Source organism: Ruegeria sp. AA6, from assembly GCF_056542865.1.
The window spans coordinates 117,737-143,767 of the sequence record NZ_JBQGAN010000004.1 but is presented as its reverse complement, the minus strand read 5'-3'; the positions used below and the strand labels follow the sequence as shown (position 1 = coordinate 143,767).

Below are 26,031 nucleotides of genomic sequence, written 5' to 3'. Positions count from 1 at the left end.
TCGCGCAACAGCGCGAGCCGGGCCAAACAGGTGGCAGGTGGACCGAAGGTCCGCCGAACCTGGCGGGAGCGTTACCGGACTTTCAAAGTCGCCAGACCAATCATCGCCAGGATCAGCGAGATGATCCAGAACCGGATCACAATGGTCGGCTCAGCCCAACCTTTTTTCTCATAGTGGTGATGGATCGGCGCCATCAGGAACACCCGGCGTCCGGTGCGTTTGAAATACAGCACCTGAATGATCACACTCAACGCCTCGACCACAAACAAACCACCGACCACGGCCAGCACCAATTCGTGCTTGGTCGCCACCGCAATCGCCCCCAGAGCACCGCCCAAAGCCAGCGAGCCGGTGTCGCCCATGAACACCGCAGCCGGAGGAGCGTTGTACCAAAGAAAGCCCAATCCGCCGCCGAACAAAGCCGCCGTAAAGATCAGAATTTCCCCGGTTCCCGGCACGTAATGCACGTCCAGATACTCGGTAAAGTCGACCCGACCAACCGCGTAGGCGATGATCCCAAGAGTTGTCGCCGCAATCATGGCTGGCATGATCGCCAACCCATCCAAGCCATCCGTAAGGTTCACCGCATTGGCTGCCCCAACAATCACAACAATCGAGAACGGAATATAGAAAATGCCCAGATTGACCAATGTGTCTTTGAATACCGGCACGGCCAATTGGTTCTGCAACAACTCCGGATGATGCAACGACGCCCAGAGCGACGCTAAAGCGGCAATAATCACTCCAAGCGCCATCCGGGTCCTTCCTGAAACACCCTTGGTGTTTTGCTTGGACACTTTGGCATAATCATCCGCAAACCCAATCGCCGCATAGGCCAGTGTCACGAACAAAACCATCCAGACATAGGGGTTGTCCCACCGCGCCCAAACCAGCGTCGACGTCACCAGCGCACCCACGATCAGCAACCCGCCCATAGTGGGCGTACCCGCTTTTGAGAAATGCCCCTCTGGACCGTCATCCCGGATCGGTTGACCCTTGCCCTGCTTGCGACGCAACACATTGATCAGCGGTTTGCCAAAGATAAAGCCAAAGACCAGCGCCGTCAGAAATGCTCCGCCCGCTCGAAAGGTGATATAACGGAAGAGGTTAAAGAAATCCCCTCCATCCGACAGGGCGGTCAGCCAATAGAGCATGTCAAAACCTTTCTAACGCGGCGATCATGGTTCAAGCGCGCTCCCTTGCCCCATTTTCCGCAAACCGTCAACAATCTGCGCCAGTGCCATGCTAAGCGAACCTTTGGCCAGCACCGTATCCCCCGCACGGATCAATTCCGGCAGGTGTTCCGCCATCTCGGCACTGGTCTCGAACCAAAGTCCACGCTTTTCTTCGGGCAGCGCCGAATGCAACGCCTTCATCAGCGGCCCGATACAATGGACTTGATCGACCTGCGCCATTGCAGCGACATCCGCCATCCCGGCGTGCATGGCGATTTCCTGCGCACCCAACTCTTTCATATCGCCCAAAAACGCGACCCTACGCTTGCTTTGCGCGGCAGCCAGCACGTCCAGCGCGGCCTCCATCGAGGTGGGGTTGGCGTTGTAGCTGTCGTCCAGCAACTCGATCTGCCCACCCGTTGCCAGCGGCAGCGTTTCCCGCACACCGCGCCCTTTGACCGGCGACCATTGCCGCAGACCGGCGATGGCATCGTCGAGTTCAACGCCCATCTCGACGCAAGCCGCCAATGCCCCCAGCGCATTCATTGCAAAGTGAGTACCTGCAGACTGCACGTCGTAGGTGATGGCTGCATCGCCCACGGTGGCGCTTGCATGAACCGCGTTGCTGCCCTGCGTCACGCCGATCAGATTGTAATCAGCCGCCTCACGGCCAAAATCAACGATCCCGGCTCCGTGGTCTTTCGCGGTTTGGCGCAAGATGTTCGCGTGTTCGATGTCGGCGTTCACGATGGCCGCGCCGCCGCTTTCAAGCCCTTCGAAGATCGCAGCCTTTTCGTGGGCAATACCTGCAACGGACTCGAATGCCTCAAGATGCACCGCCGCCACAGTTGTCACCAGCGCCACATGCGGACGCGCTTGCCGTGCCAGCGGAGCAATTTCTCCGGGGTGGTTCATACCGATCTCGATCACCGCGAATTCGGTATCTCGTGGCATCCGCGCCAACGTCAGCGGCACACCCCAATGGTTGTTGTAACTGGCCACACTGGCATGGGTTTTTCCCTGCGTTTCCAAAATGCAGGCCAGCATTTCTTTGGTCGAGGTTTTGCCGACACTACCAGTCACGCCAACAATACGAGCATCCGTCCGGGCACGGCCCGCGATGCCGAGTGCCTCCAGCCCGGCTTGCACGTCATCGACGATCAGCAACGGCGCATCTTCGGACACACCTTCGGGGATGCGGGATACCAGAACCGCGCCTGCCCCCTTTTCCAACGCCTGCGCCACGAAGTCATGTCCGTCCCGCGCGGCCTTGAGGGCCACGAACAGATCACCGGGCTGGAGAGTTCTTGTATCGATCGACACGCCATTCACCGCCCAATCGGCCGTCACGCGACCACCGGTTGCCGCAGCGGCCTCAGCCGCAGTCCAAAGCGTCATGCCACCCTCCCATCCAGCGCGGCGACGCTGATACTTGCCTGTTCTACGTCGTCAAAGGGCAGCACCTGATCGCCGACGATCTGGCCGGTTTCATGCCCCTTACCCGCGATCAGCAACGCATCACCCGGTTGCAGGGCATCAATACCGCGCAGGATGGCTTCGGCGCGGTCACCGACCTCAGTAGCCTCCGGCGCACCCAGCAGAACAGCGGCACGGATGGAGGCAGGATCTTCGCTACGCGGGTTGTCGTCGGTCACAAACACAACATCTGCATTGTCAGCAGCCGCTTTGCCCATCAGCGGTCGCTTGGTCGCGTCGCGATCCCCACCTGCGCCAACGATGGCGATCAGACGCCCCATAACATGCGGCCGCATCGCCTTGAGCGCCGTGGCGACCGCATCAGGCGTGTGCGCATAATCGACAAACACAGCCGCGCCGTTTTCACGTGTGGCGGCCAGTTGCATGCGCCCCCGCACCGTTGTCAGATGCGGCAGGGTTTCGAACACGCGCTCGGGTTCCTCACCCGCAGCGATGACCAGACCACAGGCAAGCAGGATATTCTCGGCCTGAAACCCTCCGATCAGGTTCAAACGGGTCTGGAAGACTTTGCCTTCCCAAGAAAACCGGAGGTCCTGCCCAGTCGCATCAAAGCGCTGGTTCATCAGGCACAGGTCGGCATCGCCTAGCCCAACTGTCAGGATGTTTTGCCCACGCGCCTCGGCAATCTTGCGCACCTCTGCACCCTTGGGATCGCTCATATTGATCACAACGGTACCGTCCTGCGGCAGAACCCGATCAAACAGCCCAGCCTTGGCGGCGAAATACGCCTCGAATGTTTCGTGATAGTCCAGATGGTCCTGCGTGAAGTTCGAGAACCCCGCGGCGGTCAGGTGTACCCCGTCCAACCGGCGCTGTTCGAGCCCGTGTGATGACGCCTCCATCGCAGCGTGTGTCACGCCGTTCTCAGCGGCCTCAGCCAGACAGCGATGCAAGGTAATCGGTTCCGGCGTGGTATGGGCCAGCGGTGCGGTCCATGCCCCCTCAACCCCTGTGGTTCCGAGGTTCACTGCCGCGTGACCCAGCTCGATCCAAATCTGGCGCACGAAGGTAGAGACCGAGGTTTTTCCGTTTGTGCCGGTAACGGCCACAATGGTCTGCGGCTGTGCGCCGAACCACAAAGCGGCGCATCCGGCCAATGCCTGACGCGGGTCTTCGACCACGATCAGCGCGGCATCGGATGCAGCCAACTCGCTGGCGGCGATCTCAGCGCCCTCAGCGTCGGTCAGGATCGCCGCAGCCCCCATGCGCAGGGCATATTGAATGAACTCTCCGCCATGAACGCGGGTTCCGGGAAGGGCAGCAAAAAGGTAGCCTTCCTTTACCTCACGGCTATCAACGGCCAGACCAGTGATGCTTGGATTCGCGCCGCCTCGTGCGGTCAGGGCCAGTTGGCTGAGTGTTTTTGTTCTTGCGCCCATACCCCACCTCGATTGGACAGCCTAATTTGAGGTCAGGGTTATAGCAGCGCGCGCTTCAGGCTCAAGCCGAGGACGCAGCCCCAACAACGGTGCAATGCGCGCGATCAGCTCTGACGCAACGGGAACGGCCGTCCATCCAGCCGTCCGACGCTTTTCGCCATAGGCGACAATGGACGGCTCATCCAGCGTGACGATCAGCACATATTTCGGATCATAGGCCGGGAAGATCGTCGCAAAGGTCGCAATGACCTTGTCGTCATAGTAACCACCGCGCGGCTTGGGTTTATCGGCTGTGCCGGTTTTCCCGGCCACATCATAGCCCGCGACATCGCCAAAGCTGGCCGTTCCGTCCGTCACCACCTTTCGCAACATCTTCTGAGCCTGCGTCGCCGCGCTGGCTGACATCACCCGTGGCCCGTATTGCGCTCCGTTCTTGCGCAGGATGGTCGGGCTGACATAGTGCCCACCATTGGCAATCGCGGCGTAACCGGCCGCCAGATGCATTGGACTGGTCGAAAGCCCGTGACCATAAGAAATGGTCACTGTGCTGAGTTCGCCCCATTTCTTCGGCTTGAGGGGCTCGCCGCCGGCAGCCTCGACAATCTCAAACGGAGTTGGTTCAAACATACCCAGCGCCTTCAGGAAATCCTGCTGCCGCAGCGCACCAATCTGCAGCGCCAATCGCCCGGTACCCCGGTTCGAGCTGTGGACGATAACGTCGGCCACGCTGATCTTTCCGTAATTCTTGCCGTTGAACTCACCAATCGGGAAACGGCCGATTTTCATCGGGCCAGACGTGTCGATAATCGTCTCAGAGTTCACCAAACCCAGCTGCACTGCCTGAGCGGCAGTGAAAATCTTGAACACGGAACCAAGTTCATACACGCCCTGCACATAGCGGTTGAACAGAGGGCTGTCGGATGGATCAAACCCCGAGGTCGGTGGGCGCGGCCGGTCGTTCGGATCAAAGGACGGCAGAGACGCGGCCGAGACTACTTCCCCCGTATGCGCGTTCATCAAAACGGCCGAGGCGCCCTTGGCGTTCATGATTTTCATGCCGCCATACAGCACCTGCTCTACCGCCGCCTGAACCGTCAGGTCCAGCGACAGTTGCAGCGGCTTGTTGCCGTTGGCCGGGTCGCGCAGATAATCGTCAAACTGCTTTTCAACACCTGCAACGCCGATAACTTCGGCGGCGCTTACGCCCTCACGTCCAAAGCCGGAACCGCCCAGAATATGCGCGGCCAGGCGGCCATTAGGGTACAGCCGCATTTCGCGCGGTCCAAACAGGATGCCGGGATCGCCGATATCGTGCACCGCCTGTTTTTGTTCAGGCGAGATGCGTTTCTTGATCCATAGAAACTTTCGGTTGCCTGTGAAGTCCTTGACCAGACGCTCTTTTTCCAAATCGGGGAAGATCGCCACCAATTGATCAGCAGCCGCAATCGGGTCGATCATCAAAGGCGGCTGAGCATAGACCGAATACGTATCCAGATTGGTTGCCAGAATGCGCCCTTCGCGGTCCACGATGTTGGCGCGCTGCATGGCGATCGCTGCGCCCGGCGCTGAGGCCAGTGGTTCCTGCGCCTCGGACGTGGCCAGCATTCCCATGCGGACGCCAACCACCGAGAACGCGCAGAAAAAGAACAGGCCTAACACCAAAAGGCGCCCTTCGGCACGAGCGCGGGCGCGATCTTTCATGTCTTCGTGGCGCTGGCGGATGTTCTCGCGCTCAATAGCCTTGGGATTCTCGCCCCGTGCGCGGGCGTCGAGGATACGGGCCAGTGGGCGCAGAGGCGTGCGGGTCATGGAATCTGCACCTCGCCCAGCGCCTGAGTGCTTGTAATCGCCTGCAACTCAATCGGGTCGACGATGGGAAGATCCGGGTCCTCGGCATATGAAATCTGGTCGGCTCGACCGAATTGCTCGGCCCGTAGCGGCAGAAGACCCAGCCTCTCAAAGTTCAGGTCCGCCAACTCGCGCAACCGATCAGGCCGGTTCAGATAGGCCCATTCCGCATTCAGAACGGCCAAACGTACCTGCGCCATGCCGATCTCACGCTGCAGTTTCTGGGTTTCCTTCACGACTTGCTGGGTGCGGTAGTTCTCCTGATACGCCCAAAGCGCCAGTCCGAATACGCACAGAGCGGTCAACACATACAAAACACTCTTCATTTCGCCCTTCCCCCAAGTTGCGGCATCCCGATGGCGCGGGCATCAATTTCCCCCGCCGGAGCCTCAGTCCGCACCGCAACGCGCAGCTTCGCCGAGCGGGCGCGCGGATTTTCCTGCAATTCCTGCTCATCCGGCCCCACAGCCTTGCGGGTCTTGAGCGTAAATTGCGGCAGTTCCTGCTCCAATTCGGGCGCATAGCGGTTGGCTCGGCCCGTTTTGCCCGCACGGGACTGAAAGAAGCGTTTGACCATGCGATCTTCTATCGAGTGAAAGGTCACAACAGCCAGTTGCCCGCCCGGATTCAACGCCCGTTCAGCGGCCATAAGCCCCTGAAACAGTTCTTCATATTCCGCATTCACAGCAATCCGCAGCCCCTGAAAACTGCGTGTCGCCGGGTGCGATTGGCCCGGCTTTGGGCGCGGTAGACAGGATTCGATGATCTCGACCAAGCGCAAGGTCGTGGTGATAGGCTCCTCGGCCCGCGCCTTGACGATGGCTTTGGCGATCCGTCGGCTGGCGCGTTCTTCGCCAAAATGGAACAGGATGTCAGCCAGCTGCACCTCGGTTGCCGAGTTCACCAGATCAGCGGCACTTTCACCCTCCTGGCTCATTCGCATGTCCAGCGGGCCGTCCTTCATGAAGGAAAAGCCTCGTTCAGCCTGATCCAACTGCATCGAGGACACGCCGAGGTCCAGCACGACACCGTCCAGATCCTGCGCGTATTCATCCATGCGTGAGAAAACGCCAGGTTGCATCACAAGCCGGTCACCATAGTCACCCGCCCAATCATCCGCCATCTGGAAAGCCAGAGGATCACGGTCCACGCCAACAACTTTGTCAGCGCCCGCGTCCAGCAAACCACGCGTGTACCCGCCCGCCCCAAAGGTGCCATCAAGCCAGACGCCGGACACCGGCGCCACCGCAGCCAGCAGCGGGCGCAGCAGAACAGGGATATGTGGTTTATCGGAAGGGGTCTCAGCGCCGGCCATGCCGTTACGCGTCCCCGACGCCGTCTAGAAACTCCAGAGGATCGAAATCCTCGGGCTGCTCATCCAGCCATTCCTCGGCTGCGGCCAATTCCTCGGATTCGTAGGTCTCGGGCTTCCAGATTTGGAACGTATCACCGGCAGCTATAAAGAACGCCTCGCTCTCAAGCCCAATCTTGTTGCGCAGCTTGGCTGGCAGAACGAGCCGCCCCGTTTCGTCCACTGTGGTAGGGAAGGACTGACCATGGAACATGCGCTGCAACATCTTCCGCTGCATCGAGCCGCGCGGCAGCGCGTCAATTTTGTCGTCGACCTCGTCAATCGCCTGCATGGTATAGCATTCAAGGAATTTGCGGCGGTGGTCGCCGTAGACAATCACCAGTTCGGGGGTGTCACCGGGCTGCCAGTTGGGATCAGAGGCTTCGAGCACACGGCGAAACGAGGCCGGGATCGACACCCTGCCCTTCGCATCCACCTTGTGGTGGCTTTCACCTCTAAACCTGCGCGCCAAGACGACTGTCCCTTTCGCTTGCGCCCCACCTAAATTTCACGCCCCCCGGATGAAAAACGGCGGGTTGATCTGCTGCCACCGATCAACCCGCCGCATTGACCCGCCTTGCGGGATGTCCAGCTGCGCGCGCCACCTGGGGGGATGTCTGCTCGCCCGCGCGCCGGATCTCTTGAGTGATGAAAGCGAGATGCCTGTATGAAACCTGTTTTTGTTGGTTCGGGGTCGTTTGGCGCCCCATGTGCCTCGTCCTCATCGGATGTACAAGGGATGCCATGGGAATTCATGGAAATCAATAGTAAATTCGTGCACATACATAGGGAATCGCAACATAAGCGAACACCAATCAAAAGAAAACCACCCAAAATACACTATTGGTAGATATATACCGCGACCCGAACACTATATATCGACACTTGGCGGCCACCCATTTTGTCCCATGATTTCCCAAATATAATCGTCACCGGTCCTAAATTCACCCTTCTAAGGGGTAAGAAGTTATAAAGTCACTGGCCGAATCACCTGTTTGAATGGGCTTGGGATAACCGTTTGATCCAATCACCACCTGCCCCCCATGATTTCCCATGCGCCGAAAAACCCGATCTGGCTCCTATGCGGGCCGCCATGATCGAAACGCACAATTTTCGGAACTACGCGCTCAAAGAAGCGGCGCTTACCGACCTGCCGCTCATTTTGGGCACTCGCAAATTTGGAACAAACTTACTCAAAAGCCTTGTTTCCAAGGCCTTTAGGCGCCCGAATTCTCAACACGTTGATATCTATGCAATTGCTGCATAGCGGCATTGACGACGCAAGGCATTGTGCAAGCGCAGCATTCGCTTATTTTCATCCTCAAGCAAACGCCGGAACACACCGGCAGCAACGAAATATATCGAGTATCGCAGATGGCTGCAGCAACACATCAGACCGCGCTGAAAGGCGCAACGGCAACTGGCCTGACTTCATTGATCGAGGCCGCAAAAACACGGTTTGTCCGGTATCGCATCTACCGCCGGACAGTAAACGAATTGTCCGATCTGTCGAACCGGGAATTGGCTGATCTGGGCCTGCACCGCTCGATGATCCGCCGCCTGGCAATGCAAGCGGCCGAAGAACACACAGCGCGGTAAGCGCGCAACGACATACCGAGATCAGGTCCTTCCTCCTCCCTTTAGGACCTGTATTTCAGCGGCGATATCTCTCCTCCTCCCTGATATCGCCGCGATTTATACCGGCCCAGAACGCCGGACACTGACACACCGGGTACTCCTCCTCCCTTTCCCGGTGTTGAAAGCGCGCGGCGACGTCTTCCTCCTCCCTGACGTCGCCGCGTCTTATAGATACCGGGGTCAGACCCGGATGCGGATACATCAGGGCTCTCCTCCTCCCTGCCCTGATGTTGAAAGCGCGCAGCGACACCTCTCCTCCTCCCTGGTGTCGCCGCGACTCTTACATACCGGGGTCAAACCCGGGTTCGGATACATCAGGGCTCTCCTCCTCCCTGCCCTGATGTTGAACAGAACGGCGGTTCCCTCCTCCTCCCTGGGAACCGCCGTTTTTGTTTTTTCAAGCTGGATGTAGAATAGAAACCCGAACGGATAGTCAGGAGCTTCCAATGGCCGCCTATTTCATCGCGCAGATTTCCATTCACGACCCGGACGGGTATCAGAAATACCTTGAAGGTTTCATGCCGATCTTTGACCGCCACGGAGGCCGCCTTTTGACAGTCTCATCCAAACCCGTGGACGTGATCGAGGGCACTTGGGCCGAAAACGGTATCGTTCTGATGGAGTTCCCTTCCCTCGAAGCCGCCAAGGCATGGAAGGATGATCCCGACTACATCGAATTGGCAAAAATTCGTCACCGCACGGCGACGGCGAATATGATTCTTGTTGAAGGGCTTTAGAACGGCACGTCGTCCTTGGCTGACAAGAACCGCGAAACCACCTTTTTGGTTCCCGCCTTATCGAAATCGACTTCGACCTTATCGCCTTCGATGCCAATCACCGCGCCATAACCGAACTTCTGGTGAAACACGCGCTCACCCAGCGTGAAACTGGCCAGTGCGGTCGCGTCGATCACCGTATTGCGGCTTTCGCGCGGCTGAGACGTTCCGTACTGCCCCTGCCGCGCCTGCAGACGTTTCCAGCCGGGCGAATTATAGACATTCGCCTCGGCTGCGCGGGTTTCGATGCCCGCCGTCGGCTGACCTCCACCATACAGCCCCGGAGGCGTCAGTACCTCCACATGGTCCTCGGGTAGTTCGTCGATGAACCGAGACGGCATCGCGTTCTGCCACTGCCCAAACACCCGACGGTTGGCGGCGAAGGAAATGGTGCAGACCTCTTCGGCGCGGGTGATGCCTACATAGGCCAGCCGCCGCTCTTCTTCCAAACCCTTGATCCCGGATTCGTCCATCGACCGCTGAGAGGGGAAAAGCCCGTCTTCCCACCCCGGCAGGAACACGGCGGGAAACTCCAGCCCCTTGGCCGCGTGCAGTGTCATGATCGAAACCTTGGCCCCGTCGCCTTCCTGCTCGTTGTCCATGACAAGGCTGACATGCTCCAAAAACCCTTGCAGGTTTTCGAAATTGTCCAGTTGGTTGACCAGCTCCTTGAGGTTTTCCAACCGTCCCGGAGCCTCGGGTGTCTTTTCGTTCTGCCAATGGGCGGTATAGCCGGATTCGTCCAGAATGATCTGCGCCAGTTCGATGTGCGACACCTCGGGTTCCCCGAACCGCAGAGGCGCACCGTCATCAATCACCGAGTCATCATCGACCTCTATCCGTTGCCCGCGTGTCATCGAATTCCACCGGGCCAGCCCGTCGATCAACTCGCGCAGGGCCTTGCCGCCCTTGCCCTTGATCAATCCGTTGTCGACGGCAATCCGCGCCCCATCGACCAGAGACACGCCATTCTCACGCGCCGTCATCTGGATTGTCTGCTGCGCCTTGTCACCCAGACCGCGCTTTGGCGTGTTTACGATCCGCTCGAATGCCAGATCGTCGCCAGGGCTGACCACCAGCCGGAAATAGGCCATGGCATCGCGGATATCCATCCGCTCATAGAATCGCGGGCCGCCGATTACCTTGTAAGGCAGACCAATGGTCAGAAACCGATCTTCGAATGCCCGCATCTGATGAGACGCGCGGACCAGAATGGCCATCTCATCCAATCCCATCGGGCGCACACCACGGGTGCCGCGTTGCATCGCGTCGATTTCCTCGCCGATCCAACGAGCTTCTTCCTCGCCATCCCAATGGCCGATAAGGCGGACCTTCTCGCCGTCCTCCGCGTCGGTCCAAAGCTCTTTACCCAAGCGGCCTTCGTTGCCCCGGATCACATTTGACGCAGCCGCCAAAATATGCGGGGTCGAACGGTAGTTCTGCTCTAGCCGCACCACATAGGCACCGGGAAAATCCTTCTCGAACCGCAGAATGTTGCCCACCTCGGCGCCGCGCCAGCCATAGATCGACTGGTCGTCATCGCCCACGCAGCAGATGTTCTTATGCGCCCCGGCCAACAGCCGCAGCCAGAGGTATTGGGCGACGTTGGTATCCTGATACTCGTCCACCAGAATGTAGCGGAACCAGCGCTGGTATTGCTCCAGCACGTCCTGATGGGTCTGGAAGATCGTGACCATGTGCAACAGCAGGTCACCGAAATCCACCGCGTTCAGTTCGCGCAGACGGGTCTGGTACTGCGCGTAAAGCTCAATGCCCTTGTTATTGTAAGCACCGGCATCCGCCGCAGGCACCTTGTCCGGCGTCAGGGCGCGGTTCTTCCAATCGTCAATGATCCCGGACAACATCCGTGCGGGCCAGCGTTTGTCGTCAATATTGGCCGCCTGAATCAACTGCTTGAGCAGACGCAGTTGGTCATCCGTATCCAGAATGGTGAAATTCGATTTCAGATCCACCAGTTCCGCGTGCCGACGCAGGAGCTTGACGCAGATTGAGTGAAAGGTTCCCAGCCACGGCATCCCCTCGGCCGGTTGCCCAAGCAACCGCCCCACACGTTCTTTCATCTCACGCGCGGCTTTGTTGGTGAAAGTCACCGACAGAATCTCATTCGGGCGCGCCCGTCCGGTGCTGAGCAGATGCGCGATCCGTGCGGTCAACGCCTTGGTCTTTCCCGTCCCAGCCCCAGCCAGCATCAGGACCGGTCCATCCAACCGCTCGACCGCCTCACGTTGCGCCGGGTTCAACTCGTCCAAATAGGGCGTAGGCCGTGCGGCCATGGCCCGCGCGGACAGCGATGCGCCTTCAAAGGCGTCCATTTCGTCGAAACTGCTCATCCCCACAAACTACGCCGGATATGCGTCAAGGGAAAGAGTTTGTTCACGGCTTGTTCGCGTAAAATTTTCAATGGCTTCGCATCCGATCTGATCAATTCGACGAATTTTGTCTGAACATCAACCACCCTCATTAACCACCTGTCAAAGCTTGCCATTGATGCTGAGGCCAAAGCTGTGGGAGCGCGGAACATGAAAAACCTAAGCGGCGCGGGCGTAAAGTCTCGCCTGAAATTTTTGGTCATCATTTTGACAATGGCGGCGCTGACGGCCCTGTCGGGATGGGGTATCTACGCGATTCCTGCGCCTGTGGTCGATAGGATGTTGGAATCCGACCTGCGCCACGCCGCAACGCAATTGAACCGTCAAGTCGTCTCGCACCTCGAAGACGTTGACGCAACCTTCGGTATTGGCGCGCTGAGCAGCCATGACAAAGAATTTCTGGAACTGCTGCCGGCCACGTCAGACATCTATCGGTTCAAACTCTTTGACGCTTCCGGCAGGGTGGTCTGGTCGACGCGCCCATCGGATGTGGGTTCAGTCAATTCCAAGGCGTATTTCGAAGACATCCTTAGCCAGGGCAACATCTTCTATAAACATGAAGAGAAACCGCTGACCGAAGTAGGCAATTTCGACGGTGAGCTGCTGGAAGCCGCAGGCCCGCAAACCCGACATGTGGCCGAGATTTACACGCCCGTCATTCGCGAAGGTCAGTTTCTGGGGGCGATCGAGTTTTACTCGGACATCACAATGGTTCGGAACCTGTTCATAAATCGGGTTCGGTTGTCTTTGGCTGCGCTCAGTGGCATTGCCCTGTTGGCGTTATCCGTGGTGACATTGGTGATCTTCCGCTCCAACAGAAGGCAGGTGCGTAGCCTGCGCGCCCGAGCCACCAAAGAACGCGAATTGAAGGACGACCAACTGCGCCTGGCGCGTGAGGTTCGCTTGCTGGGTGAGTTGAACGAATGGCTGCAGTCCAGCCGATCCTTGGACGAGCTGTTCGACATGGTCTCTCGCTTTATGACCCATATCCTGCCCGAGGCCGAGGGCAGCGTGTACGTCTATTCGAACTCGCGCGACGTGCTGGATGGTTGCGCAAGCTGGAACGGCGGCTCCCACAAGGCTCATATCCACCCTGAAGGCTGCTGGGGGCTGCGTCGCGGGCGAACATATGAATACGGCGCGTCCGAGATCGACTTTGTCTGCGAACATGCCGAACCACATGACGGACGACCCTATTTCTGCTTTCCAATCCTCGCGCATGGTGAGACTGTCGGCCTGCTGCACCTGCGCGCACATGAGGGATCGGATGAGGTTTTCCATGCCAGTAAGAAGCTGGCCCAGCTTTGTGCCGAACAGATCAGCATGGCGATTGCCAATGTTAGAATGCGGGATCAGTTGCACGACCAATCCGTCCGCGATCCGCTGACTGGCCTGTTCAACCGTCGCCACATGACGGAAACTTTGCGTAAGTCCATCAGCCGCAGCCAGCAGACCGGCGCCCCGCTGAGCTTGATCGCCGTGGACGTAGATCATTTCAAAAAGTTCAATGATACGCATGGGCACGATGCCGGAGACATGGTGTTGCGCGCTGTGGGGTCTGCCCTTGAGCAGGGCTGTGACCGGGATGAGGTGGCCTGCCGCATCGGAGGTGAGGAATTCATGCTGATCCTGCCGGACAACACCCCCGATGACGCAATGACGCGGGCTGAGCAAATGCGTCAGGCGGTCGAGGCCGTCACGGTTCGCTACGGTGAGAAATCCCTCCCGCGCATTACGATTTCTGCGGGCGTTGCCCACTATCCGGCGCATGGCACGATGCTACAGGACCTGATGCGCGCAGCAGACGACGCCTTGTATGTGGCCAAGGACAAAGGGCGAAACCAGGTGCAGGTCGCCAATGGGGCAGTTTCGGTTTCGGCTAGGGTGATGGAAGGAAAGGACCAGTCGAAGCAACGCCCTCCGGCGTCAGCGGCCTGAAAACCTTGCAGAATCGCGCGGCAGGTCGGATCAATTCATATGGACCTGCACAGCTCATTCCCCGGCATTGCCGATCTGAAACGCCGCGCTCGAGTTAGGATTCCGCACTTTGTCTGGGAGTATCTGGAAAGTGGCACAGGGACCGAGATCGCGCTGCATCGAAACAGAACCGCGCTGGATGATATTGAATTCTTGCCCTCGATCCTACGCGGCCCGATCGAATACGACACAGGCGTGCGTTTTTTGGGTCAGGACTATCCACTGCCGTTTGGAGTAGCCCCCGTCGGCATGTCAGGATTGATCTGGCCAGATGCGGAAAAACTGCTGGCGCGCGCCGCCGCCAAGGCGGGCTTGCCATATACGCTGTCGACCGTCGCCAGTCAGAGCCCCGAGGATCTGGCTCCTTGTATCGGACAAAATGCCTGGTTCCAGCTTTACCCGCCGAGAGACCCGGACATACGCACTGATCTTCTGACACGTGCCAAAACCGCTGGTTTTTCAACGTTGGTCCTTACCGTTGATATTCCGGTCGCTTCGCGACGAGAGCGGCAGGTCCGTTCCGGACTGACCAACCCTCCCAGGCTGACCCCGCGACTGCTGGCGCAAATCGCCCAAAGCCCCGCCTGGGCTTTGGCCATGGCACGACATGGAATGCCGCGAATGCGGACGCTCGACAAATATATCGACGGGGATAACGCGTTATCCCCAACGGCGCACGTTGGATACCTTATGCGCACCTCGCCGGACATGAACTACGTCAAGTGGTTACGTGATGCGTGGGATGGGCCGTTCATTGTGAAGGGCGTAATGCGTGCTGAAGACGCGGATAGGCTGAAACAGGCCGGCGTTGACGCCCTTTGGGTCTCGAATCACGGTGGGCGGCAGTTCGACGGTGCGCCGGCCAGCATTTCCGTTCTTCCTGCCATACGCGCAGCCACAGACCTGCCGCTGATCTTCGACAGCGGAATCGAAGGTGGACTCGATATCCTCCGCGCCCTGGCACTTGGGGCGGATTTTGTCATGTTGGGACGCGGATTTATGTATGGTTTGGCGGCCTTAGGTCCATCAGGACCGGCCCATGTCATCGACATTCTTCGACAGGACATATTGGCCAATATGGGCCAGATGGGCGTTGCTCAGTTGAATCAAATTGCGACACATCAGCACGACAATTGATGCTGCGACGCAGAAAGGCTAATAAGTTTGCGCCAACAGACGGCGTTTGCGAGCGTTAACATGCCGGTTCTACCCAGAACTACATATGTACGTGGCCGTATTGTCCGCCTATTAACACGGCCAAACCATCAAGACCGGGACTTCAAATGACCGACTTCAAAAAGATCCTGATCGCCAACCGCGGCGAGATTGCCATTCGCGTAATGCGCGCAGCCAACGAGATGGGCAAACGCACCGTCGCAGTATTTGCTGAGGAAGATAAGCTGGGACTGCACCGCTTCAAGGCGGATGAGGCCTATCGCATCGGCGAAGGCATGGGACCGGTCGCAGCGTATCTGTCGATTGACGAAATTATTCGCGTCGCCAAGGAATGCGGTGCGGATGCGATCCATCCCGGTTATGGCCTGTTGTCCGAAAACCCGGACTTCGTGGATGCCTGTGTCCAGAACGGCATCACCTTTATCGGCCCCAAGGCTGAAACGATGCGTGCCCTGGGTGACAAGGCCAGCGCACGGCGTGTGGCTATCGCTGCCGGTGTTCCCGTCATCCCGGCAACCGAAGTGCTGGGCGATGACATGGACGCGATCCGAGCTGAGGCCAAAGAAATCGGTTATCCGCTGATGCTGAAAGCCAGCTGGGGCGGCGGCGGACGCGGCATGCGCCCGATCAATTCTGAGGATGAGCTGGAAGAAAAGGTCCTGGAAGGTCGCCGCGAGGCCGAAGCTGCCTTTGGCAATGGTGAAGGGTATCTTGAAAAGATGATCACCCGCGCCCGCCACGTCGAAGTTCAGATCCTCGGCGACAAGCATGGTGAGATCTATCACCTGTACGAACGCGACTGCTCGGTCCAGCGCCGGAACCAGAAGGTCGTCGAACGCGCGCCCGCCCCTTATCTGAGCGAAGAGCAGCGCGCGGAAATCTGCGAACTGGGCCGCAAAATCTGCGCCCATGTGAATTATGAATGCGCCGGCACCGTCGAATTCCTGATGGATATGGAGACGGGCAAGTTCTACTTCATCGAAGTGAACCCGCGTGTGCAGGTGGAACACACCGTCACCGAGGAAGTCACCGGTATCGACATCGTGCAGGCTCAGATTCTGATCGCCGAAGGCAAGACGCTGGCCGAGGCCACCGGCGCCGCAAGCCAGGCTGACGTACATCTGACCGGTCACGCGCTGCAGACCCGGATCACCACCGAGGACCCGCAGAACAACTTTATCCCAGACTATGGCCGCATCACCGCATACCGCTCGGCCACCGGCATGGGCATCCGTCTGGACGGCGGCACCGCTTATGCAGGCGGGGTGATCACGCGGTATTACGACTCGCTGCTGACCAAGGTTACCGCCAAGGCCCCAACGCCCGAGGCTGCAATTGCCCGGATGGACCGCGCCCTGCGCGAGTTCCGTATCCGCGGCGTCAGCACCAATATCGACTTTGTCATCAACCTGCTGAAGCACCCGACGTTCCTGTCGAATGAGTACACAACCAAATTCATCGACACGACACCGGACCTGTTCACCTTCAAGCGCCGCCGCGACCGTGGCACCAAGGTTCTGACCTATATCGCAGACATCACCGTGAACGGTCACCCTGAAACCAAGGATCGTCCCGAACCTCGCGCCGACCTTAAGGAGGCCAAGCCTCCTGCGTTGAAGGGCGAACCCAAAATGGGAACCCGCAATCTGCTGGAGCAGAAAGGCCCGCAGGCGGTCGCCGACTGGATGAAGGCCCAGCGTCAGTTGCTGATCACCGACACGACCATGCGCGATGGCCATCAGTCGCTGCTGGCGACCCGGATGCGCTCGATCGACATGATCAAGGCAGCACCGTCTTATGCTGCTAACCTGCCGCAGCTATTCTCGGTTGAATGCTGGGGCGGCGCGACTTTCGATGTGGCATACCGCTTTCTGCAGGAATGTCCGTGGCAGCGTTTGCGCGACCTGCGCGAGGCGATGCCGAACCTGATGACCCAGATGCTGCTGCGTGGTGCGAACGGTGTTGGCTATACCAACTACCCTGACAACGTGGTGCAGGAATTCGTTCGTCAGGCGTCGAAAAACATCGACGTGTTCCGCGTATTTGACTCGCTGAACTGGGTCGAGAACATGCGCGTGGCGATGGATGCGGTCGTCGAGAACGGCAAAATCTGTGAGGGCACCGTCTGTTATACCGGTGACATCCTCGACCCGGACCGCGCCAAGTATGACCTGAAATACTATGTCGGCATGGCGAAAGAACTGCGCGACGCTGGCGCGCATGTGTTGGGCCTGAAGGACATGGCGGGCCTGCTGAAACCTGCCTCGGCCAAAATCCTGATCCGTGCCCTGAAAGAAGAGGTCGGTCTTCCCATCCACTTCCACACCCACGACACCGCGGGCATCGCCAGCGCCACCATTCTGGCCGCGTCCGAGGCGGGTGTGGACGCGGTGGATTGCGCGATGGACAGCTTCTCGGGCAACACGTCTCAGGCGACGCTGGGCACCGTGATCGAAGCACTGCGCCATACTGAGCGCGACACTGGTCTGGACATCAAGGCCATCCGCGAGATCAGCGATTACTTCGAGGCAGTCCGCGGCCAGTACGCGGCATTCGAATCCAGCCTGCAAGCCCCGGCGTCCGAGGTCTATCTTCATGAGATGCCGGGCGGCCAGTTCACCAACCTCAAGGCGCAGGCGCGCAGCTTGGGGCTGGAGGAGCGTTGGCACGAGGTCGCACAGATGTATGCCGACGTGAACCAGATGTTCGGTGACATCGTAAAGGTGACGCCATCATCCAAAGTGGTCGGTGACATGGCGCTGATGATGGTCAGCCAGGGGCTGACACGTTCCGATGTTGAAAGCCCTGACACTGATGTGGCCTTCCCTGACTCGGTCGTCGACATGATGCGTGGTAATCTGGGTCAGCCTCCGGGCGGGTTCCCCGACACGATTATCCAAAAGGTGCTCAAGGACGAAGCCCCGAATACCCAACGCCCCGGCAAGGATGTCCCTGCTGTCGATCTGGAAGCCACCCGCGCCGAACTGTCCCAACAGTTGGAAGGGAAAGAGGTCGATGACGAGGACCTGAACGGCTACCTCATGTATCCCAAGGTGTTCCTGGATTACATGGGCCGTCATCGGATCTATGGGCCAGTCCGCACCCTGCCCACCCGCACCTTCTTCTACGGTATGGAGCCGGGTGAAGAGATCTCAGCCGAGATTGACCCCGGCAAGACGCTGGAAATCCGCTGTCAGGCCATCGGCGAGACCGATGAAAAGGGCGAGGTCAAAGTTTTCTTTGAACTCAACGGCCAGCCCCGCGTGATCCGGGTGCCGAACCGCATGGTCACGTCAACCACCCAGGCGCGGCCCAAAGCCGAGGCGGGTAACCCCGACCATGTCGGCGCGCCTATGCCGGGCGTGGTCGCCACTGTCGCCGTCACGTCAGGCCAAGAGGTCAAGGAAGGCGATATGCTGCTGACCATTGAGGCCATGAAAATGGAAACCGGCATCCACGCCGAACGCGATGCGGTGGTGAAGGCCGTGCATGTTCAACCGGGCGGCCAGATCGACGCCAAGGACCTGTTGGTCGAACTGGAATAACAAAAAAGGCGCGCAAATTGCGCGCCTTTTTCTTTTTGAACGGGTGAAAATATCAGCCGTCTACAACCTCATCTTCTGCCACTACGTCTGCCTCGGCTTCCGCGGCCTCTGCTTCGGTTTCTACCGTGGCTTCTTCGAGTTCTTCGGGCTCAGGCAGCCCCAATAGATCATGCAGTTCGTTCATTGCATCCGGAGACAATTCACGACCGCCTGTCAGTGCATCATACGCCTCCTGCGGGTCAGCCGAGTTTGCAAGGGTATCTTCGGCATCCTGAACAGCCTGCTCAGCATCGGCCACAGCTTCATCGTGCTTGTGTGTCGCGGTGATGCCCTGCTCAATCTCTTCTTCGGTCGGGGCGAATTGCTCTTGGATTTGCTCGTCTGACAAACTTTGCAAATCTGTCAGTTCGGTCTGCTTCTCTTCCAAGTCCGCAGTTACGTCAGGGTATCCCAGAACACTTTGCTGATAGGAATACAGCTTGCCCGGCATACTATTCGGGGCAGCGTTCATAAGCGCCGTCTGGCTGGCATGCGCCGCATTGAGCGACTTCAGCTCGGATGCAAGTTTTCCATGTTTGTTGGGTGGAACGGTTTCTTCGTCCAGCGCAACAACCGCTTTGGGTTTTGCAGGCTTCACAGCCTTTGGCTGATGTTTTTTGCCCTTAACGACGTTTTCAAGCTTAGTCATAAAAGCCGGCTTGTTTGTGCTTTTAGACTTCGCCGTTTTCTTCTCTTTGTTTTTTTTCAGCCCCAGCTTGCCCAGCAGGCCTTTCCCCGTGCCGGCAGACTTCCTGCCGGAATTGCCTTTGGCTTTTGCGCCGTGCTCGCCAGATTTGTTGCTGGCTTGGCTACCGCCACTGCCTTTATCACCGCTATTTCCCTTGCCACCGCCGTTACCACCACCATTGCCACCGCCGTTACCACCACCATTGCCACCGCCGTTACCATTCTTGGCGATAGCCATATCCGGCGCAGCAACAACCGCAACAAAGCTGGCCGCCCCAACCAGCATCAAAGAGGTCGCAATCACGCGCGATATCAAAAATACACGTCTCATTGTATTCACCTTTTCCTTTCGCTATTGGCACCACAAGCCAAGGAAATGCATGTGCAAAACAAAGTATTTGAATAAACTGGAGCTGAATTATGGCAAACCTGCGGCGGAAAACGCCGCACGCCATTTTCCGCCGATAGCCCAAGCACCCACAATTTAATGCACGCAACTGGAACAACGCGAGAAACCGGCTAATGTTTCAGGCACCGCGTGGGCATTCGCGCGGTTTTTCTTTATCTAGCAGAGGCCCGTATGCTGACCATCACCCCCATCTATGCCGCTTTGCTGGCGATCCTGTATGTCGCTCTCAGCTTTAAGGTCATCAGCCAACGTCGCACCGACAAGATTTCCTATGGTGATGGCGGCAGTACGGATATGCTCAAGGTGATGCGGACGCATTCCAATTTTGTTGAGTACACGCCGTTTGCCTTGCTTTTGATTATGATGGTTGAACTGCAGGGGGCTGGCGGATTGTTGTTGAACCTTCTGGGGCTGACCTTGCTGGGTGGTCGATTGCTGCATGCCTATGGCTTTGGCCGCAGCCCACAGATCGTGATTCTGCGCCAGATCGGCATGTTGCTGACTTTCACAGCCATTCTTGTGGCTGCAGTTGCTAATCTGGTGCTGGCGCTCTGACCCGATTGGCAGGCTTAGCCCGCCAATACCCGTGTCTGAATCATCGGAGCTTGCATGAAGACCGGCTCAACCTCGACAAGCCTATCCTCGTCGCGGGCGCAAAAAACTGTGGTCAATACTATGAGCACGGCCAAAAGTGCCATTTTCATGTCTGCGATACGTGCCATTTCGTCACCTCGAACCTTATTGTTTTGTAATGCTCTTTGTCTTTAACGCGCGGCCCCCGGATTTCCGTCGAAAGATTTTTCCTCTTTTTTGTGTTTTTCCGCTTGCAGGCCCGCGTGGGAATTTATACATCCCTCCTCACTCAACGGCGCGGGCGTAGCTCAGGGGTAGAGCATAACCTTGCCAAGGTTAGGGTCGGGCGTTCGAATCGCCTCGCCCGCTCCATTGAGAGGTCTTTAGGGCCAACATATGTATCTGATGCGGGCGTAGCTCAGGGGTAGAGCATAACCTTGCCAAGGTTAGGGTCGGGCGTTCGAATCGCCTCGCCCGCTCCAGATACCAAACTCTCCGAACACACTGGTTCTTTCCTAGGCATTGCGCCATTCTGGCCATGATTTCAATCATGCACGGAATTCGCCAATGTCGGAATGTGTCATTCGCCCCCTCACCGCCGAAGAAGTCGAGCATGCCGTAGATTGGGCCGGTCGCGAGGGGTGGAACCCAGGCGTGCATGACGCCGCGTGCTTTCGTCCAACGGACCCGGATGGTTTTTTTGGCGGGTTTCTGGATGGAGAGATGATCTCATCCGTTTCTGCGGTGAACTACGATGACGCATTCTCGTTCCTCGGGTTCTACATAGTTAAGCCAGAGTACCGGCATCACGGGCATGGGCTTGAGATCTCGCAGTATGCGCTGGCCCATTGCGAAGGGCGCAACATGGGGCTGGATGGCGTGGTTGAGCAGCAGGACAATTACCGCAAGTCCGGCTTTACTTTTGCCTATAACAACTATCGTTTCGCCGGCACGAAAACGCGGATGCTGGCCAAGCTGGGCAGCGGACCAAACGATCACATCTCTGATCTGATAACCGCGACGGGTGAACTAAAAGCCTACGACCGTGAACTGTTTCCTGCGCCGCGCGACTTGTTTCTGGAGAGCTGGCTGAGCGCTTACAGCCATGTGTCGAAACTGTATACCGAGAACGGCAGGATCAGAGGGTATGCAACGCTGCGCCCCTGCCTCACGGGGTACAAGGTCGGGCCCCTTTTTGCAGATACGGCCGACATCGCGCGGGCCCTGCTGGCTTCTCTGTTGACGTCAATCCCCGAGGACCACAACGAGCACGAGATTTTCGTCGACATGCCCCAACCCAACGCGGCCGCTTTTGCGCTGGCCGACGAGCTTGGACTGGACAAAGTATTCGAAACAGCGCGGATGTATTCGGATCACGAACCGGACATCGACCTGAACCGCATCTTTGGCGTGACCACGTTCGAACTGGGTTAGAACGCCTTGAAAGTCATCGTCGTCAGCGACCTTTCAATATCGGGAATCACCAGCAGGTTTTCGTTGATGAAATGGCCCACATCCTCGGTTTCGGGGATGTAGAGTTTCAGCAGCAGGTCATATTCGCCGCTGGTCGAATAGAGCTCAGAGTGGATTTCACGCAGGGCGATTTCCTCGGCCACTTTGTAAGTGGTGCCGGGTTTACAGCGGATTTGGATGAAAACGCAGGTGGACATGGGCCGGGCCTTGTTGGTTGACTTGACTGCAGGCTGGCACGGGCAGCGCCCCGGCGCAATCCCCTGCAACAGTTTGCATTGAATGCCATGTGTGGTCTGGAAAAGCCCACCCTTCCCCGTCTATAAGCGCGCCTGTAGCAAAAGGAATTCACCCATGCGCAGCGCAAAGATCAGCCGTCAAACCGCTGAGACCGAGATCACGGTCGAGGTCAATCTGGACGGCACCGGCACCTACGACAACCAGACCGGCGTCGGGTTCTTCGATCACATGCTGGATCAGCTGTCGCGCCATTCCCTGATCGACATGACAATCCGCGCCGAGGGTGACTATCACATTGATGACCACCACACGGTCGAGGATACCGGAATTGCTCTGGGTCAGGCGCTGACGCAGGCGTTGGGCGACAAGAAGGGCATCCGTCGTTACGGCGAGTGCCACTTGCCGATGGATGACGCTCAGGTCCGCTGTGCGCTGGACCTGTCGGGCCGCCCGTTCCTGATCTGGAACATCGACCTGCCGACGCAAAAGATCGGCACATTCGATACCGAACTGGTGCGCGAGTTCTTTCAGGCGCTTAGCACGCATGGCGGCATTACCCTGCATATCGACCAGTTGCATGGGTTCAACAGCCACCACATTGCCGAGGCCGCCTTTAAGGCCGTCGCCCGCGCGCTGCGGCTGGCCGTGGAAACCGACCCGCGCAAGGCGGATGCGATTCCGTCCACCAAGGGTGCGCTGTAAATGCTGATAGCCATCATTGACTACGAGAGCGGTAACCTGCACTCGGCTGAAAAGGCATTTCAACGCATGGCGCGCGAGGTGAATGCGGGCGAGGTCGTTGTGACCTCGGACGCGGATGTCGTTGCACGGGCCGACCGCCTTGTCCTGCCCGGCGACGGTGCGTTTCCGGCCTGTGCCGCCGAGTTGCGTGGCCACAAGGGTATCTACGACGCCATGGTCGAGGCGGTCGAACAGAAAGGCCGTCCGTTTCTGGGCATCTGCGTCGGAATGCAGCTGATGGCCTCGAAAGGCCATGAGTACAGCGAAACGGATGGGCTGGATTGGGTCGCGGGCGACGTTGTGCGGATCGAGCCGTCAGACGCAGCGCTGAAAGTGCCCCATATGGGCTGGAACGATCTGGTGCTGGAAAGCAATCACCCCGTGTTCAACGGTGTCAAATCAGGCGACCACGTATATTTCGTCCACTCCTACCATTTCCGTGTCACCGACCCGGCGCAGCGGCTGGCCTACGTGGACTATGGCCAAGAGGTCACGGCCGTGATTGGCCGTGACACGATGGTTGGCATGCAATTCCACCCGGAAAAAAGCCAGGATGTGGGCCTGCGCATGATCGGGAACTTCCTGACCTGGGCGCCCTAACGGTTACTGAACGCGTGTCCAGGTCTGCCCACGGCAGACCAGACCGCCAGCAACGCAGCCTTTGACGGTCAGTTCATTCTGGCTGTCCAGCGTCATTTTCGAATTGTAGGTCTTGTCCCGGTCCGGTGCCCAGATCTTGCCGTTGTCGTACTGACCGTCGCCTTCGGGAACCATGTCCCAGATGATCTGTTTGCCAAGGTTTTCGTATTCCAACTGCTGGTCGCCATTGCCGTCAAAAGCACTGTCGATAGTGCCGCAAATTGCGCTGCCGCATTCCGAAATGGTCACGTGCAGGTAACCACCAGTGTCACCCGGCTGGGTCTTCCACAGCCCGTCCACCGGATCAGCCGCAAACGCGGTTGTCGCCATTCCAACAAGCCCTGCTGCGAGTAGAAGTTTCTTCATGATGTTCTCCCTGTTTTGCCCTCACCTTGGCCCGGTGACGGGCCTCGGGCAAGAATGACTTAGCGTCGCGTTGCATCCCCTGCCCTGCCTGTGCCATACGCCGCCCGTGTAACACTGATATAGGGCCGCCTGACATGATCCTCTACCCAGCTATCGACCTGAAAGACGGCAACGCCGTACGCCTGCTGCGCGGTGAAATGGACAAGGCCACGGTGTTTAACGAAGACCCTGCGGCACAAGCACGTGTCTTCGTCGAAGCCGGGTGTGAATGGCTGCATCTGGTGGACCTGAACGGAGCCTTTGCGGGTGAGCCGGTCAACGCCGCGCCAGTCGAGGCGATCCTGAAAGCCTGTGACGTGCCCGCTCAGCTGGGTGGAGGCATCCGTGACATGGCCACCATAGAGACCTGGATCGAAAAAGGTCTGGCCCGCGTGATCCTGGGCACCGTCGCGGTTGAAAACCCGGATCTGGTGCGCGAGGCGGCGAAGGCGTTCCCCGGCAAGGTCGCCGTTGGCATCGACGCCCGCAACGGCATGGTCGCCACCAAAGGCTGGGCCGAAGAAACCAACGTTCAGGTCACCGATCTGGCCCGCAGTTTTGAGGACGCGGGCGTCGCCGCTATCATCTATACCGACATCAACCGTGACGGCGCGATGCAAGGGCCGAATATCGAAGCGACCGCAGACTTGGCCCGTGCGGTATCGATTCCGGTGATCGCCTCGGGCGGTGTCAGTTCACTGGACGACCTGATCGCTCTGCGCGATTGCGGCGTGGAATTGAACGGCGCGATCTCTGGCCGCGCGCTTTATGATGGCGCGATTGATCTTGCCGCGGCCTTGAACACCCTTAAGCAAGGCCGCTGACGGCCTGAAACTGGACTTTCAACATCGTCGCACCTAATAAAAGGCTATACCGACCGCGCAAACGAAGGTGCCTTGGATTTGGCAAATGAACCGAAAGAGATAGTTGTTCATATCGGTCACCCAAAAACGGGAACGACAACCCTTCAAAAAACCTTCAAGAAAAGCGCCAAGGCGTTGGAAAAATGCGGAGTCCTCTATCCGGTACAGAGCCGGGCATACAGCCACAAGCTCTTGATACCTTTGTGGCTGCATCGTTCGGCACAGGAAAGCATCGAAAGGGTCAACCTAGGGACACTAGAACAACAGATTAAGCGCGGCCAGAGGGTTTGGACGGACATTCGACGAAAGTTCTCGGAACCGGGTTATAGGCAATTGGTCTTAAGCTCGGAGCACCTGTATTCTTGGGTAACGCCGGGCAATGTCGGGAATCTGCGCAACGTCCTTGACACAATAGATGCGGATCGCAAAGTCGTTGTATATATCCGAGAACCTTCAGCCGCCTTTTTGTCCAATGTGCAGCAACACCTCAAGAAATCGGGCGACATACGCATACCGCGCCCAAATCAAATAGAGAAGACACTCACGATCATTGACGCAGCTGGAATCGGAAAGATTCAGGCGTCCAAATTTCAACGTGACACACTCAAAAACGAGAACATCATAGATGACTTTTGCAGCAAGTTTCTGCCTGCGGTAAAGGTTTCTGATTTGTCCGTCTCTAATGATGCAAAAACGAGCCTGTCGGCTGAGGCCATGGCGCTATTGCAAGCGCATTTTCGGGATGATCCCGACCTGCGGTTTCTCGGCAAATTGGGGCGGACAAGAAGGGAAGTATTTATTGACCGTTTCGACAAGAAAATTGAAGGTTTTTCGCGTCCAAGTCTTCATCCAGAAATACGTTCTGCATATCGAGCCTATGCCACGGACTACAATTGGCTAGCCGAACACCAACAAATTGAGTTTCCAGAAGCTGAACCAGCGCTGACAACCGGGCAGGACCCGCATGAATTACTAGCCGCAATCAAGGATGTTTCAGACCTTTGCCCAGTAAATCCATGCAGGCTCGCCGCCTTAAAGCAAGAAATCTGTAATGCGCGTGCTTCCTACAATCGGACCAGCATAAGACTGCGCGAACTTCGAATGAAAATCGCCAAGCGTTTCTAAACAAGCGTCGGAAAACACTTACGTTCCTTCGAGACGCGAGGGATTTTCCTGAATAATCTGTTGTTCACAGCGTGAAGTATAACGTTGT

At 58.0% G+C, this 26,031-nt stretch carries 24 protein-coding genes and 2 tRNA genes; 13 read left to right on the top strand and 13 right to left on the bottom strand.

Annotation, left to right across the window (positions count from 1 at the left end; genetic code table 11):
• Positions 1 to 71: 71 nt before the first annotated feature.
• Genes mraY through mraZ form a run of 7 tightly spaced genes read right to left on the bottom strand, consistent with a single transcriptional unit; the run spans position 72 to position 7,722 of the window.
• Entirely contained in the window at positions 72 to 1,154 is a 1,083-nt protein-coding gene (gene mraY / locus ACR0LN_RS07980) for a phospho-N-acetylmuramoyl-pentapeptide-transferase (RefSeq protein WP_480428919.1), read from the bottom strand.
• A gap of 24 nt (positions 1,155 to 1,178) precedes the next feature.
• A complete protein-coding gene (locus ACR0LN_RS07975; protein WP_480428917.1) occupies positions 1,179 to 2,573 on the bottom strand; it encodes a UDP-N-acetylmuramoyl-tripeptide--D-alanyl-D-alanine ligase in 1,395 nt (464 codons plus the stop codon).
• Positions 2,570 to 4,051, bottom strand: coding sequence for a UDP-N-acetylmuramoyl-L-alanyl-D-glutamate--2,6-diaminopimelate ligase (locus tag ACR0LN_RS07970; protein WP_480428915.1), 1,482 nt, complete (start codon positions 4,049 to 4,051; stop codon positions 2,570 to 2,572). Before ACR0LN_RS07970 ends, ACR0LN_RS07975 begins: the two co-directional genes overlap by 4 nt.
• Positions 4,052 to 4,072: 21 nt before the next feature.
• On the bottom strand, positions 4,073 to 5,860 hold the full coding sequence (locus ACR0LN_RS07965; protein WP_480428913.1) for a peptidoglycan D,D-transpeptidase FtsI family protein: 1,788 nt from the start codon (positions 5,858 to 5,860) through the stop codon (positions 4,073 to 4,075).
• Complete coding sequence (gene ftsL / locus ACR0LN_RS07960; RefSeq protein WP_170331589.1) at positions 5,857 to 6,225, bottom strand: cell division protein FtsL; 369 nt, start codon at positions 6,223 to 6,225, stop codon at positions 5,857 to 5,859. Before ftsL ends, ACR0LN_RS07965 begins: the two co-directional genes overlap by 4 nt.
• Positions 6,222 to 7,214, bottom strand: a complete 993-nt coding sequence (rsmH, locus tag ACR0LN_RS07955) for a 16S rRNA (cytosine(1402)-N(4))-methyltransferase RsmH (RefSeq protein ID WP_480428911.1) — start codon at positions 7,212 to 7,214, stop codon at positions 6,222 to 6,224. The genes ftsL and rsmH overlap by 4 nt, the downstream gene beginning before the upstream one ends.
• Before the next feature lie 4 nt (positions 7,215 to 7,218).
• A complete protein-coding gene (gene mraZ, locus ACR0LN_RS07950; protein WP_480428909.1) occupies positions 7,219 to 7,722 on the bottom strand; it encodes a division/cell wall cluster transcriptional repressor MraZ in 504 nt (167 codons plus the stop codon).
• Positions 7,723 to 8,624: 902 nt separating this feature from the next.
• On the opposite strand from mraZ, the gene ACR0LN_RS07945 reads away from it, so the two are divergent.
• Complete coding sequence (locus ACR0LN_RS07945; RefSeq protein ID WP_480428908.1) at positions 8,625 to 8,849, top strand: DUF1127 domain-containing protein; 225 nt, start codon at positions 8,625 to 8,627, stop codon at positions 8,847 to 8,849.
• A 55-nt stretch (positions 8,850 to 8,904) separates the two neighbouring features.
• On the opposite strand, the gene ACR0LN_RS07940 is transcribed toward ACR0LN_RS07945, so the two are convergent.
• Positions 8,905 to 9,138, bottom strand: coding sequence for a hypothetical protein (locus tag ACR0LN_RS07940; RefSeq protein WP_480428906.1), 234 nt, complete (start codon positions 9,136 to 9,138; stop codon positions 8,905 to 8,907).
• Positions 9,139 to 9,334: 196 nt separating this feature from the next.
• Here ACR0LN_RS07940 and ACR0LN_RS07935 point away from each other — a divergent pair, with 196 nt between their 5' ends.
• Complete coding sequence (locus ACR0LN_RS07935) at positions 9,335 to 9,625, top strand: DUF1330 domain-containing protein (RefSeq protein ID WP_480428904.1); 291 nt, start codon at positions 9,335 to 9,337, stop codon at positions 9,623 to 9,625.
• On the opposite strand, the gene ACR0LN_RS07930 is transcribed toward ACR0LN_RS07935, so the two are convergent.
• Positions 9,622 to 12,015 carry an ATP-dependent helicase gene (locus tag ACR0LN_RS07930; RefSeq protein WP_480428902.1) on the bottom strand — a complete coding sequence of 798 codons (2,394 nt, stop codon included), beginning with the start codon at positions 12,013 to 12,015 and terminating at the stop codon, positions 9,622 to 9,624. The two genes, ACR0LN_RS07935 and ACR0LN_RS07930, sit on opposite strands and share 4 nt — an antisense overlap.
• A gap of 189 nt (positions 12,016 to 12,204) precedes the next feature.
• On the opposite strand from ACR0LN_RS07930, the gene ACR0LN_RS07925 reads away from it, so the two are divergent.
• The 3 genes from ACR0LN_RS07925 to ACR0LN_RS07915 all read left to right on the top strand — a co-directional run bounded on the left by ACR0LN_RS07925 (position 12,205) and on the right by ACR0LN_RS07915 (position 18,752).
• Entirely contained in the window at positions 12,205 to 13,992 is a 1,788-nt protein-coding gene (locus ACR0LN_RS07925) for a diguanylate cyclase (RefSeq protein ID WP_480428900.1), read from the top strand.
• A gap of 39 nt (positions 13,993 to 14,031) precedes the next feature.
• Positions 14,032 to 15,168 (top strand): alpha-hydroxy acid oxidase, encoded by a 1,137-nt coding sequence (locus ACR0LN_RS07920; RefSeq protein WP_480428898.1) that lies wholly within the window; start codon positions 14,032 to 14,034, stop codon positions 15,166 to 15,168.
• Between the two features lie 146 nt (positions 15,169 to 15,314).
• Complete coding sequence (locus tag ACR0LN_RS07915; protein WP_480428896.1) at positions 15,315 to 18,752, top strand: pyruvate carboxylase; 3,438 nt, start codon at positions 15,315 to 15,317, stop codon at positions 18,750 to 18,752.
• 52 nt (positions 18,753 to 18,804) lie between these two features.
• Here the strand turns inward: ACR0LN_RS07915 and ACR0LN_RS07910 are convergent, their stop codons facing one another.
• Positions 18,805 to 19,716, bottom strand: coding sequence for a hypothetical protein (locus tag ACR0LN_RS07910; RefSeq protein WP_480428894.1), 912 nt, complete (start codon positions 19,714 to 19,716; stop codon positions 18,805 to 18,807).
• 342 nt (positions 19,717 to 20,058) lie between these two features.
• Here ACR0LN_RS07910 and ACR0LN_RS07905 point away from each other — a divergent pair, with 342 nt between their 5' ends.
• A complete protein-coding gene (locus tag ACR0LN_RS07905) occupies positions 20,059 to 20,442 on the top strand; it encodes an MAPEG family protein (RefSeq protein WP_480428892.1) in 384 nt (127 codons plus the stop codon).
• 14 nt (positions 20,443 to 20,456) lie between these two features.
• Here the strand turns inward: ACR0LN_RS07905 and ACR0LN_RS07900 are convergent, their stop codons facing one another.
• A complete protein-coding gene (locus ACR0LN_RS07900) occupies positions 20,457 to 20,609 on the bottom strand; it encodes a hypothetical protein (RefSeq protein WP_480428890.1) in 153 nt (50 codons plus the stop codon).
• Positions 20,610 to 20,757: 148 nt separating this feature from the next.
• On the opposite strand from ACR0LN_RS07900, the gene ACR0LN_RS07895 reads away from it, so the two are divergent.
• The 3 genes from ACR0LN_RS07895 (at position 20,758) to ACR0LN_RS07885 (ending at position 21,894) form a co-directional block, all read left to right on the top strand.
• Positions 20,758 to 20,832, top strand: a tRNA-Gly gene (locus tag ACR0LN_RS07895).
• A gap of 35 nt (positions 20,833 to 20,867) precedes the next feature.
• Positions 20,868 to 20,942 (top strand) — tRNA-Gly (locus ACR0LN_RS07890).
• 85 nt (positions 20,943 to 21,027) lie between these two features.
• A complete protein-coding gene (locus ACR0LN_RS07885; RefSeq protein WP_480428888.1) occupies positions 21,028 to 21,894 on the top strand; it encodes a GNAT family N-acetyltransferase in 867 nt (288 codons plus the stop codon).
• Here ACR0LN_RS07885 and ACR0LN_RS07880 read toward each other — a convergent pair.
• Positions 21,891 to 22,130 carry an Lrp/AsnC family transcriptional regulator gene (locus ACR0LN_RS07880; protein WP_170383224.1) on the bottom strand — a complete coding sequence of 80 codons (240 nt, stop codon included), beginning with the start codon at positions 22,128 to 22,130 and terminating at the stop codon, positions 21,891 to 21,893. The genes ACR0LN_RS07885 and ACR0LN_RS07880 overlap by 4 nt on opposite strands.
• Before the next feature lie 154 nt (positions 22,131 to 22,284).
• Between ACR0LN_RS07880 and hisB the strand changes: the two genes are divergently transcribed.
• Both hisB and hisH read left to right on the top strand, forming a co-directional pair.
• A complete protein-coding gene (gene hisB, locus ACR0LN_RS07875; RefSeq protein ID WP_480428885.1) occupies positions 22,285 to 22,872 on the top strand; it encodes an imidazoleglycerol-phosphate dehydratase HisB in 588 nt (195 codons plus the stop codon).
• Positions 22,873 to 23,511: an imidazole glycerol phosphate synthase subunit HisH gene (hisH, locus tag ACR0LN_RS07870; protein WP_480428883.1), complete on the top strand. Its 639-nt coding sequence runs from the start codon at positions 22,873 to 22,875 to the stop codon at positions 23,509 to 23,511.
• Between the two features lie 3 nt (positions 23,512 to 23,514).
• Here hisH and ACR0LN_RS07865 read toward each other — a convergent pair whose 3' ends face one another.
• The gene (locus ACR0LN_RS07865; RefSeq protein WP_480428881.1) at positions 23,515 to 23,916 is read right to left on the bottom strand and encodes a DUF2147 domain-containing protein; all 402 of its coding nucleotides are present in this window, start codon (positions 23,914 to 23,916) and stop codon (positions 23,515 to 23,517) included.
• Positions 23,917 to 24,050: 134 nt separating this feature from the next.
• Here ACR0LN_RS07865 and hisA point away from each other — a divergent pair, with 134 nt between their 5' ends.
• Both hisA and ACR0LN_RS07855 read left to right on the top strand, forming a co-directional pair.
• A complete protein-coding gene (gene hisA / locus ACR0LN_RS07860) occupies positions 24,051 to 24,779 on the top strand; it encodes a 1-(5-phosphoribosyl)-5-[(5-phosphoribosylamino)methylideneamino]imidazole-4-carboxamide isomerase (protein WP_480428880.1) in 729 nt (242 codons plus the stop codon).
• A gap of 78 nt (positions 24,780 to 24,857) precedes the next feature.
• Positions 24,858 to 25,943 carry a hypothetical protein gene (locus ACR0LN_RS07855; RefSeq protein WP_480428879.1) on the top strand — a complete coding sequence of 362 codons (1,086 nt, stop codon included), beginning with the start codon at positions 24,858 to 24,860 and terminating at the stop codon, positions 25,941 to 25,943.
• The last annotated feature ends 88 nt before the right edge of the window (positions 25,944 to 26,031 follow it).